The 12,765-nt window shown below is 61.8% G+C and carries 3 protein-coding genes; all 3 read right to left on the bottom strand.

Annotated elements, in window-relative coordinates; translation table 11 throughout:
* Positions 1-23: 23 nt before the first annotated feature.
* Positions 24-2,117, bottom strand: a complete 2,094-nt coding sequence (locus IP85_RS10040; RefSeq protein ID WP_054149549.1) for a cadherin-like domain-containing protein — start codon at positions 2,115-2,117, stop codon at positions 24-26.
* A gap of 6 nt (positions 2,118-2,123) precedes the next feature.
* A complete protein-coding gene (locus tag IP85_RS10035) occupies positions 2,124-3,842 on the bottom strand; it encodes a type I secretion system permease/ATPase (protein ID WP_054149548.1) in 1,719 nt (572 codons plus the stop codon).
* A gap of 63 nt (positions 3,843-3,905) precedes the next feature.
* A complete protein-coding gene (locus IP85_RS10030; RefSeq protein ID WP_054149547.1) occupies positions 3,906-12,683 on the bottom strand; it encodes a peroxidase family protein in 8,778 nt (2,925 codons plus the stop codon).
* Positions 12,684-12,765: the final 82 nt, after the last annotated feature.

Here is a 12,765-nt window from a genome sequence, read left to right as displayed (position 1 = left end):
CGGTGCCGATCACGAGCTTCAGATCAGGCCACGAGGCCCTCGACCTGGCCCGGCAGATGGAAGGCCGTCAGGATCAGGTCGTCTTCATCGAGGTCGTGCGCACTGATGATGACGATCTCGTAGTCCTGATCACCGTCGATGTCCGTCACGAGCTGCAGCACCTGATGGCCCGCATCGTCGTCGTCGATCATCTTCTTGTAGAGTTTGACCAGGGTCTTGTGGTCGTGGCGGTCGAGTTCCAGCGAGTTCTCGCCATCGTCGAAGTAGAGCCGGCCCAACTCCCGTTCGAGCTTCGACAGGTCGACCTTGTCGCCGACGTCGAAGTCGCGGATCTCGTCATGCCCTGCACCGTAATTGCTGATTGAGGCGACGGAGCCGAAAACGAAACTGTCCTGACCGCCCCTGCCATAGAGAATGTTGACTGCAGAACTCGCGGTGATCGTGTCATTTCCGGCCCCACCGACGGCATTCTCGATCGAGGTCAGGCGATCGCTGCCGATCTCCGCCCCCGCTGCGACGCCCGCCTCGAGATCGATCCCGACCGCCATGGTCGCGGAAGATGCATCATAGGTGTCCGCACCTTCACCACCATGGATGACGTCGTCGCCGTCATCGATGCCCGGTGTCGGCGCATCCAGCGGCATCTGGGCCGAGGTGCGCGCTTCAAGAACGGTCTGGACACCTGCGACGAACACATCGTCGCCCTCATCACCGACCATGACGTCATCGCCAGCACCGCCGGCAAGCGTGTCGTGGCCCGTGCCGCCGTCCAGCACGTCATTCCCTGCGTCTCCCGTCAGGACATCATCTCCAGCCTCGCCGAACAGCCGGTCGTCGCCGTCACCACCGGACAGAATATCCTGCCCGTCGCCCCCCATCAGTGTGTCGCGTCCGGCCTCGCCGAACAGCATGTCGTTGCCGGCGTCGCCGAACAGGACATCGTCGCCCTCGCCGCCGAAGATGCGGTCATCGCCATCACCACCATGAATGACATCGCGGCCTTCGCCACCGATCAATACGTCGTCACCCAGGCCGCCGAGGATCAGGTCGTCGCCCTCGCGCCCATAGACCGTATCGTTGCCGGCTCCGGCGTCGATCAGATCCTTGCCCGGTTTGCCGAGGAGAATGTCGTCTCCATCGGTTCCGGTGATCTCGGTTTCGGCATGCGCACGCAGATCGAGAAAGCCCTGGCCCTGGACCGAGGCCTTGCCGTCGCTCAGCGTAAAGGTAAGGTTTACCAAGCCTTGGCTGTCGCGTTCGGGGACATAGATCCAGGCATCGTCGCCATAAGCGCGGATCTCGCCCGATGTCGCGCGGATGGCGGAGATCGTCAGCGGATCGCCGTCCGGATCTACGGCTGCGCGCGCAAGGTCGGCCCACATCAGGAGCATCGACAGGTTGACGAGGCCCGTTCCCAGATAGATCGGCCCACGGGACAAGGGGGCACGATTGGTCGGCGCCGGCGGGTTCCCGGAAGTGCCTCCACTCGAGGAGCCCCCGCCAGACGAGATATCGACCGGTAGACCGCCGTCATCAGGCGCATCGCTGTTGCCGTCTCCCGCCTGACCAGCGGCCGGGGCATCGTTTGCAGCACGCGGAAGCCCGAAGGCTGCAAGCTTCGGCTTGGCCACGCTTGGCGTGACGAAGCGGAAGTCGTTGGCCGCGACATCAATCGATACTCCCTGGAACGGGCGTCCGGCATAGCCGCCTTCGAGCGTAAAATCCTGAGCGTTGAAGCGGATCGAGGAGTAGAGCCGGCGCGGTGGCTCGATCTGCTCGACCACGTCCTCATAAGCCCGCTGGATCTCCTGCCAGAAGGCGGCGATGTCCAGCCCGGCCTCGGGCGCATCCAAAACCGGTGCTGTCGTGCCGTCGTCGAGAGCCACGGGCTTCTGTTCGTCCGGGGCTTGTGCATTGGGCGACGGATTGACGATCTCGCGCAGCCGCCCGAGATAGGCGCCGAGCCCCATGGAAAGCACGGCGAAGATGCCCGGCGACCAAAGCGTGCGATCAGGCGTATCGGGCAGAGCAAACCTGCGCGCCGGCGCCTTGGCCGATTGGGCATCGCCATGGCCGAGCTTCAGGGCCTCGTCATGATCGGTAATGGAGCTTGCCATGACCCCTTACTCCGCCGCGATCGGCATCAAGCGGGTCGGCCGCAGCGGCTTCTCCTGCGTGTTGGCCGGGACCTTGATGATCTCCTCCTTCGGACCGAAGGAGACGAGCTTGCCGCCCTGGACCACGCCGACCATGTCGACAGCCTGCAGCACGCTCGGGCGATGCGCAACTATGACGACGATGCCGCCGCGTTCGCGCACCTTGACGATCGCCTTCATTAGCGCCTCTTCGCCCTCGGCATCGAGATTGGAGTTCGGCTCGTCAAGCACCACCAGGAAGGGATCGCCGTAAAGCGCGCGGGCAAGCGCCACGCGCTGCCGCTGGCCGGCCGAGAGCGATTGGCCACTCGGGCCGATCTGGGTCTGGTAGCCGTTCGGCAAACGCACGATCAGATCATGAATGCCGGCGGCGCGTGCGGCCCGGAAGATCATCTTGGAATCGGCATCCGGATCGAAACGGGCGATGTTGTCGGCGACCGTCCCGTCGAGAAGGGCCACTTCCTGGGGGAGATAGCCGACATTCTCGGTGAAGAAGCTGGTCGGCCACTGCTTGAGATCGGCGCCATCGACGCGAACCGAGCCGCGCAAAAGCGGCCAGATACCGAGGAGCGAGCGCGCGAGCGTGGTCTTGCCGCCGCCGGACGGACCGATCAGCGCCAAGGCCTGACCGGCCGAAAGCCTGAAGGAGACGTCGCTCAGAAGCACGGTACCGGTCGTGGGGGCAACCGTCGTCATGCCTTCGACGACAAGGTCCTCGCTCGGCGCCGGCAGGTCGAACTGTGTCGGCGGACGGTCGAGCACGGCGAGGGTGTCCTTGATCCGCGACCAGGAGCGGCGTGCCGAGATCACGCCCTTCCACTGGGCGATCGCCTGGTCGACCGGGGCAAGGGCACGGCCCGTGACGATCGACGAGGCGATAATGGCGCCGGCTGACATCTCGCCCTGGATGGTGAGATAGGCGCCAAGGCCAAGTGTTGCCGACTGCAGCATCATGCGCAGGACCTTGGAAATGCCGGCAAAGGTGCCGGCGATGTCGGAGGTCGCCGTCTGGGTATCGAGGTGACGGCGGTTGGCGCTTTCAAAGCGGTCGATCGCGCGGTCCGTCATGCCCATCGAATGGAGGATGTCACCGTTGCGGACATGATTGTCCGAGACGTTGTTGCGCTGGATCGCGGCCCGCGTCATCTCCTTGGCGTGGCGGCGCGAGAGAAGCTCTGCCGCGATTGTCAGGCATGCGAGGAAAAGCGCGCCGCCGAGTGTCATCATTCCGAGCACCGGATGCAGCATCCAAACGAAGACCAGGTAGACCGGGATCCAGGGCAGGTCGAACAGAGCGACCGGGCCTGCACCCGACAGGAAGGAGCGGACCGTATCGACGTCGCGGCCGCGCTCAGACGCTTCCGCCGAGGAATAGCCGAAGCGCGGCATGTCGATCACCACCCGGTGGACGAGCGGCGCGATCTGGCGATCGACATTCGAGCCGAAACGCACCAGCATCTGCGATCGCAGGATGTCGAACATACCCTGGAACAGGTAGAGGCCGACGGCGATCACCGAGAGCCAGATCAGGGTCGGTACGCTGCCGCTGGTCAGCGCCCGGTCGTAGATTTGCAGCATGTAGAAGGCGCCGGTCAGCGCCAGAATGTTGATAATGCCCGAAAGGCCGAAGACGAAGCCCGTCACGAGGCCGATACCGGACAGTTTGTAGCTTGACTGCTTGTTCATGGCTTCCCCCACTCAACGTCTGTCTGCCGGCCCGGGCGGGCCGGCAGTGCTGCCATGTCGTCCTCAGGATACGCCGAGGAAGTCGTTGATCGTCAGGTTGTGGCGGCCTTGCAGCGAGAGTTCGAAGTCCGCCGCATTGTCCCCTTGCGTATTGCCCCTGATCACCGTGAACTCTTCGCCGTCGCGCATCTCATGCGTGATGGTCACGTCGCCGATCGCATCGATGGTCTGGCCAGCCTCGAGCTTCATCGCACCCATGCCGGAGAAGTCGATCCGGTCGCCGGTCTGGAAGCCGTAGATCGTGTCGCCATTCGCATTGGCTGCCGAGGTGAACTTGAAGATATCGTCGCCAAGCCCGCCATCGATGACGTTGACCGCCGAAGAGGCTGTGATCGTGTCGTGGCCGGAACCGCCGATGAAATTCTCGAAGCCGTAGAAGGTATCCGAGCCCGTTGTCCCGCCGCTCACCGAGCCACGCTGGTTGAAGCCATTGCCGAGATCGACCGTCAGGTTGGCGCTGGTCGCTGCATAGTCCAGCGTGTCGGTGCCGTCTTCGCCATAGTAGACGTCATTGCCGTCATTCAGCGTCGCAATCACCGTGTCGTCGCCGGCACCCGCCCAGACACGGTCGTCGCCTGCTCCACCCTCGATCACGTCATTGCCGGCATCGCCGAAGATGAGGTCTGCACCGGCCCCGCCGAAGACGATGTCGTTGCCACCGCCGGCATGCACCTCGTCATCGCCGAGCCCGGCATTGATGACGTCATTGCCGTCACCGCCCGACACCACGTCGTCGCCGTCCTCGCCACGCAGAATGTCCGAGCCGCTCTGACCGACCAGAACATCCGTCCCAGCACCACCCAGGATCGTGTCGTCACCACCGGCGCCAACAAGTGCATCCGCAGAGGCTGTGCCGATCAGCGTCAGTGCTGCAATCGGAACCGGCGTTGGCGTCGTTCCACCACCCGTGCCTGTGCCGCCGCCTGTACCGCCGCCTGTGCTGCCACCAGAGCCACCACCTGTGCCAGAGCCGGCGCCATCGCCGTCCCCTTCGCCTTCCGAGGCGCCGTCGTCCTCATCTTCACCGTCTTCACCACCGTCGTCTTCATCGTCGTTGTCGGTCTGGCCGTCATCGCCGCCGTCACCGTCGTTATCACCGTTGTCTTCCCCGCCATCGGTGGGGCCATCCTCGAGATCCGACGAGAAGATGTCTTCCGGCAGGCCGGTGAGACCGGTGTTGCGGGTGACGATGTCAGAGAAGCCCTGGCCATCGATGAAGTTCTCATAGAGGTCGAAATTGTCGAAGCGCTCCAGATAGTAGAGGCGATCCGCTTCCTGCAGGCGATCGAACTGCTCATGCAGGACGACCCAGAAGGTATCGCCGGCCATGCCGCCGTTGAAGTGCCTCTCGGCAAGACCACCGACCCAAAGGTCGACGCGATCAATGCCCTTGACCAGACCGGTGCCATCGGGCTGGACCGCGACGACATTGCCGTTGATTGCCTTGAAGGCTGCGATCTGGTCGGCCTGCAACACGAGATCCGGATAAGCTGCGATGAACTGCGCAAGTACGACATCGCTGAGCCCGTTGCGCTGCTGGAAGTCCTGCCAGCTGGAGTAGGGGTTCATCGAACCGCCATTGGCTTCGAGGAACTCGACAGCGAACTTGATGTAGGGATCGGTCGAGGCCTGCAGATCGGCCTTGACCTGATTGAGCGTGCCGAGACCGACGTCGCGTCCACGCGCCACGTTGAAGGCGAAGAGATCGGCGCGGATACGCACGAGGTCGTTTCGAACCGCATCGACGATGTTGAAGTCTACGTCTTCCGCCGGTTGCTCGACGATGCCAGCAAGGATCGCGCCGGTGCCAAGCTGCTCATAGCCGGGCTTCGGATCGTAACCCATGGCCTGCAGCTGCGCGACCTGTTGCGGTGTGAACACATCGTTGGTCGGGTTCAAGAAGGCATCGAACAGATTGACCGAGACGTTTTGCCCATCCGGCCCCTTGACCGTGATCGTGTCGCCGATCAGCGAGTGGCCGATACGGTAGACCGCAGCCGCAAACTCGTGGCTGATGCCGGCGTTTGCCGTGTCGTTGTACCCTTCGAAGCCATGGCTGCCGTTGCCCTGGATGCCGCCGATGAGCGCATCGGCGAATTCCGTGAAGACGACGCGTTGATACTCGGCTTCATTGACCATCTTGGCCGCCTGGAAGAGTTCCTCCGGGGTGCCCTCAAAACCTGCAGCCTGCAGCTTCTCGACATGGAAGTTGTGGTTGCGGGCCCAGATGGTGTGCATCGAGGTCAGCGTGAAGTTTTCGTTCGCACGACCGTCACCGCCGATATAGTGATCAAGCGGGCTGATCATCGGGTTGGCGTCGAGCAGAAGTGCGTGGCTCGAGCCCATGAAGTCACCCGCGAGCTGCCGGACGACGGTCATGTTGTAGCCGTCCGCCTGCGTCCACAGGGTCGGATAGTACTCCATCAGGGTCTTGCCAGTGCCGAGGCCCGGCCCTTCGAACACGGTTGCGGCCGCCCGGTGATGGTCGAGCAATTCGCGCAGCGTCGACATCAGGTGGAAGCCAGGTGCCGAGGGATCTTCCGGACCCATCAGGATATGCGAACCGACGCCGCCATTGCCGTCGCTTTCGCGCAGGAACTGCCCGACGATCACATTCGAACCATAGACCTGGTTCTGGTCGACGTAAGGTGAGGTCTTGTTGGTATGCTGGGGCGTATCGCTCGCCGATTGCAGCGGGCTCGCCAGAGAGCCACGGGTGAGATCGGTGAAATTGGCCGCCGTCGGTCCGGGGATGTCCGCACCGTCGATGATCACCTTGCCGGCCCCACCCTTTGGCAGGAAGTCGAGACCGTGGTCGAAATACTGACCGAAGGCCATGAAGAAGATGTTGGCCTCATTCGGCGCCTTCGGCAGGTTTGCCTCCTGCGCACCGATGGCATTGGAGATCGCCCGTGGATCGAGCCCGTCGAAGATCGGGTTGAGGGCCCGGTTGATGATGTTGCCCTGGGCATCCAGCTCGACGCCGGCTCCATAGCGGGCTTCGGTCAGGCGGAGGAAGGGCTCGTCGGCGGAGCCGAACGTCGGATTGTCGATGTTGTTGCCGTTGCCCGAGAGATCACGGATGCCGCCAGCACCTGCCGTATCATCATCTCCCTCGAAGGCGGGCAAGCCCTTGAGGAGGTTGGTGATGCCCTGGATATCACGCGCCGTGTATTCAAAGGCGCCTGCGGGACCGGGAATTGTACCGGGGTTCTCGACCCCATGTTCGCTCGGGACAGCAAGCTGTGGCACCTCGCCCGAGAAGGTTATCGAGTGCGGCCCATTCGAAAGCGTTTTCGTGCCGTCGCCGTTCTCTGTCAGCGCATAGTCTGTCGGATTCGCGCCTTCGGGGATCTCAACGACATCCTGTGCACGCAGGGTACCGATGATCGTGTCCTGGCCCCCGGCGCCTCGGAATAGAATTCGATGCGCGGACTCCAGATCCGCAATGTTGACCGTGTCGTCTCCCTCGGAACCTTCGATCGTAATCGTATTGAAGTTGAGGTTGGTCGGGTTGAAGTTACCGATCGGGATGACAAGATCGTTCCCCGGACCGGTGTTGATGATGATTTCCTCGATATTGTCGAGCTCGGCGATCACGTTGTTGTTGGCCGTACCATTGCGAGTGATAACGATCTCGGTGTTGGCATTGAGAGTCCGGCCAGGCAGCGCGAGCCAGTCGGCTCGGGCATAGATGCGATAGGTTTCTGCTGTATTGTTTCCGTTGACGATGAAGGTGTCATTGGTGCCTGCGCCACCATCGATGAAGTCGCGACCATCTGTACGGGTAAAGACCGGTATGCCCAGTACCAAGATCGGATTATCCACCGTCCAGCTAATGGTGTCATCGCCAGCGCCAGCGTTGATTGTGTCATTGCCACCATTGCCTGCGATGATATCGGCCCCATTCGTGCCGTTGATGCTAGTGCCGAGACCACTTCCGCCGATCGTGTCACCGACGGGAGTGGTCGGTGCGGAGGTCACCGTCGTCAGCGCACCAGCGCCATCGGTATATGTCACTTGAACCCGCAGCAGATTGCCGACCTGTGCCGCAACTGGCGTAAACGTCGACGCGGTGGCAGCTGCGATGTTACCCCAGGTCGCCCCATTGTTGGTCGACACCTGCCACTGATAGGCAAATGCACCGAGGCCATCCGGATCTGCAATGCCTGCCGTATTGACGGACAGTTGCTGGGGCCGCGTGGGCGTCAAATCGGAAATCACGGGAACACCGCTCTGACCTTCCTGCGCGTTCGTTACGGTGACCGTGAGAGCCTGGGTGTCGACTGCAATTCCGTCCGAGACCTGGACCACTACGTCATAGACGTTGTTGCCGCCGGCATCCGTCGGTGCTTCGAAGTTCGGCGCAGAAATGAACGACAGAACACCAGTGTTCTCATCAATCGAGAACAATCCGGCATCTGCCCCACCGCTGATCGAATAGGTCAGCACCTGACCCGCATCGAGCTCCGTTGCGGTTACGGTGGTAACGACGGTCAAGTTTTCGGGACGAGAGACTGCGGCCGTATCACCGCCGCCGTTCGACGTGATGACGGGTGGCCGGTTCAGCAGATCCTCGAGCAAGACCGTTGAACCGTCTCCGAAGCGCAAGGCTTCGATGTTCGAAAGGCGGTCCGTTCCGTCAGACGTAACCAGCCCAAGCGTACCGTCTGGATCGACCGATACATGGGTGACAGTGACGCTACCGTCCGTGTTGACTTCAAACGAGTAATTTTCGCGCACATCAGAGTAGACTGCGACGTCGACATCTCCCGATTTGCCGCCGTCGACGATTTCGCGAACGATCTTCATCTGGCCTGGCGTGATCGTACGCTCAAGCAGAAGGTCGGAGAGAGCCTTGCCGCCGAAAGCCGGCGCCGTATTCGCCGGGATTTCACCATTGACGAGCTGCGACTGCAGATAGACGGGACCTGCGAGGCTGTCGGCCGTATAAATGGGTCCATCTGGCGTTGGCGAGATCCTGATCCGCACATTCAACCAGGCGTCGCCATCAATGACGTCGTCGCCACCGCGGCCTTCGATGAGATCGCTGCCGCCGCCGCCGAGCAGGATATTGCCGTCGTCGAAGGCGATTTCGGCTTCGCGGGCGGCTTCGCCTACAGTTGTGGATGTCTGGACGAGGTTGCCCAGCAGTTCCCGCAGGCCGGCGATGCGATCGATGCCTGCCTGGCTGAGGTGGTGCTTGACCATGGTGTTTTCGGCGCCGGCAAGGTTCGCACCCGGCTCGGCCTCGGGATCCGGCGTTGACGGGAAGGCCGTCGCGCGATTGTCACCGCGAAGCACGTCGTTCTGCTTGTAACCCGAAAGACCTTCGACAGCGTCGAAGCGGTTGCGCAGGATGTCTTGCTGGTCGGTCGTGAAAATCGGCTTGGTCAGATCCGCATCGGCATTTTCGCTGTTGCCCTTGTAGATCGCCCAGTCATAGCCCCACATGCCTTCATTGCGCATGACGCTTTCGCCCTGCACCATGATGTCGTCGCCGGACTCGGCGTCAAAGTCATGTTCGTTCTCGCCGGCGAACATGACGTCGTGGCCGAGGATAGTCGAGTTGAAGAACAGTTCGGAATTGTCGCCGGCTGTCGTGTCGAAGCCGTTGCCGCCTTCGATCCAGTCGTCGCCTTCGTTGCCGAGCAGGAAGTCGCCGCCTTCGCCGCCGAGCATGAAGTCGTCGCCTTCGCCGCCGAACATCTCCTTGCCATCAGGGCCGGCGATCAACACGTCAGAGCCCTGGTTGCCAAAGACAAGCGCCAGGCCGGAGCCGCCATGGATGACGTCGTCTCCTTCCTCACCCATGAGGAAGTCGGTTTCGCCGATGTCGGTGCCGGAATTGGTGATGATATCGTCGCCTTCACCCCCGTGGATCTTGTCGACACCATAGCCGGCTTCGATCCGGTCATTGCCGCCACGGCCCCAGACGGTGTCGTCGCCGCCACCAGAAATGATGATGTCGTCACCGTCAGTGCCCTGGATCAAGGCGTGATCGAGACTGTTGAACTGGAGGAAATTGGTGCTCGCATCCCGCTTCACCATGGGCGACAGCGCGTTCTGGAAGAGATCGGTACCCGTCGGATCGTCGTACCCCCACTTCTCCTGCTCTTCGAGGTCGACGTAGAGCACATGATCCGGGACGGAGAAGATGTCGCCCGGCACGGCATATCCGGTCTCGCCGATATCGGTGTTGCGGATGACCATTTCGGCGAAGGAATTGGCTTCCAGTTCGTTGAGAAGGTTCAGACCCTGGGTGCGCGACAGATAGTAGAAACGGTCGCCGTTCTGCAGGTTTTCAAGCTGGAGTTCGAAGACGAAGGAGAAGGTCGAGCCCAGCATGCCGCCGAAGGCCATCTTCTTCTCGGCCAGACCGCCAATCCAGAGATCGACGTCGTTGAGGCCGCCAAGGCTCTGCGCATATTGCCCTGTGCCATTGAGGAAGGCCTGGCGATCCGTCTCATCCAGCGTGCTGTCACCGAAGACGAGCTTCATCGCTGCATCACGTTTGGCCTCAGCAGTCGTGGCACCGGTAATCGTCGCATGCGTTCCATAGGCAGCGATAAAGTTAACGATCGATGCCGGGTTTTTGAGGTTCATGCCGAAGTCGACCCAGTTCTTGTAGGGGTCGAGCTGTGTGTCGCCGTTGGCGATTTCCTTGAACTGGGCGCGCGCAGCATTGAGGCCCGGAAGACCGGTCTCGCGGCCGCGAGCGATGTTCAGCGCCGCAAGGTCGAGCGGAATGCCAACCAGATGGTTGCGCAGAACGTCCGTGACGAATTCGTCGATCTCGTTGCCGATCTGACCGGTCATGCCGCGAATGACGGCGCCGGCGCCCTGATCGGCCGTGATCTCACCCGGTGCGTAAGCTGTCGGGTTCAGGAAGGCGGTGAACAGGTCCATCGACGACTTGGCACCTGAGGCGCTCACGCTGTCTACCGTCTCATTCAGCATCGAATGGCCGAAGCGATAGACGACATGGGCGAACTCGGCGAAGATCGCCGGATTGATATCCATCGACGGATTGAAGACGAAGGCGTCGACATCCGGCTGGACCTTGCGGGCGAACTCTTCGAAGACCAGATGCTGGTACTGCATTTCGGTGGTGAAGCGGGCTGCCTGGAACAGACGCTCGCCATCCCAGTTCAGCGTGGCAAGGTTACCCGGCAGAGCCGTCACGTCCGTCGCGAGCCATTCGTTCAGGAAGGCGAAGTTGCCGCTTTGGGCCGCAGCGATCGCCTGAGCCTTCACCTGCTCGACAATGCGGTTGTGCTCGGAGTGAAAAATATGGTGAACCGCCGTCAGGCCGATGTTTTCGTTGCCACGCCCGTCACCCGTGACGAAATGCGCGTCGAGCAGTTCGTTGTCATAGGTGGTGGCCTGACCGAACTCATTGAGCGGGATGGCATTGTTTGCGACAGCATCGGTATCCGCCGTCTTCATGATGGCGGGGGTGGCCGGGTTACGGTCGTGATCGACCAGGCCGGGCACAGCATTATGCGCGATGTCGTCGAGGAAGGCATGGCTGGTCAGGACGGCATTTGCGAGGCTTATCGGCGTCGTGAGGTTGCCTTCAACCCAGACGATGTTGTTCGGAGTGCCAGTGGCGACCATCGGAAGGCCATTCGGGCCGCGGACGAATTCGCCGTAGGCGTCCATCTTGAACAACGGCACGGCCCCGACGAACTCATCCGTCAGGTTAATGCCAAACATGTCACGCGCCTGTTCCTTGACTTCCCCCCATGTCGCGATCCCCTTGGCCCCTTCGAGCAGGTGACCCGTCGATACGGGCTTGCCGTCGACCAGCTTGTATTCGCGCAGGAAAAGTTGCTTCGAAGCGACGGAGGAGTAGGTCTGGTTCTGATCGACGAACGGCGTGGTCAGGTTGAGCGGCTGTTGTGGCGCGCGTGTCAGCACCATGTAGTTGGTGAAACTGCCGGGCACGTAAAGCGGGTCATCAGGGGCGAGCGGAATGTAGATCTTGTCGTTGCCGCCCTTCTGGACCAGATCGAGGCCGTGATCGAAGAACTGGCCGAACAGCGTGAACCAGGAATTGTAGGGCGCCGATAGGCCTTCGTCCGGCGCCACGTTCTCGATCAGTATGGAAGGGCCATCGAAGGTGATGCCGTAGGTCGTCTCAAGCGCAGGCGCCACCGTCTTCGTGACGTCAGCAATGAGCACTGCAACAGTCTTCTGTTCGGCTGCCGGAAGCAGACCGTTGGCCGTCTTGGCCGAAGCCAGAAGCCCATCGAACTGCGTCTTGATTGCCGTCACAGCGTTGAGGACATTGCCTGTGAAGCCGGCCTGCAGGAGGGCCGTGTAGATCGCAGCGGGGTTGGACAGCGTCTGATCGACGATGAGGTTAGAGATCAGTCGGGGATCCGCATCGGCCACGGCGCCGGTCGGGTTGTAGGCGCCGCCGATCGTTGTGAAACTGTTCTGCCCGGTCCGGATCTGAAACGTGTCCCCGTCGCTGACGCGCCACTCGTCGCCAAGCAGGTCGAGGAACGGCTGATCGACGGCGCCCCAATTCTCGCGACCGGCGCCCAGATTGTTGTAGCTGCCGTCGACGGTGCGCAGACCGTAGGGTACGTGCTCGGCGCTGATCGCGAGCGTTGCGCCGGCAGTGCCCGCCGGCACCAAGTTGCCGAGCTCATCGACCCAGATGTTCATCAGGGCCTTCGCATCGGCCCCAGAATGAGCGATCGAGTTTGCTTCGGCGATCTTGATCTGCCGCAGGATGAATTCGAGATCGTGCTGGTTGACCTGGACCATGCTTTTATCGGGGAAGCCCCCGCCTCCGATGTTCGCCCCTGTACGTCCTGTCAGGGTTTTGTCAGGAGAGCAGGGTCTCACA

This window comes from Rhizobium sp. AAP116 (assembly GCF_001295785.1).
Lineage (GTDB): Bacteria > Pseudomonadota > Alphaproteobacteria > Rhizobiales > Rhizobiaceae > Allorhizobium.
Note: the sequence above shows the minus strand (reverse complement) of the source record. Positions and strands in the feature narration are given on the sequence as shown.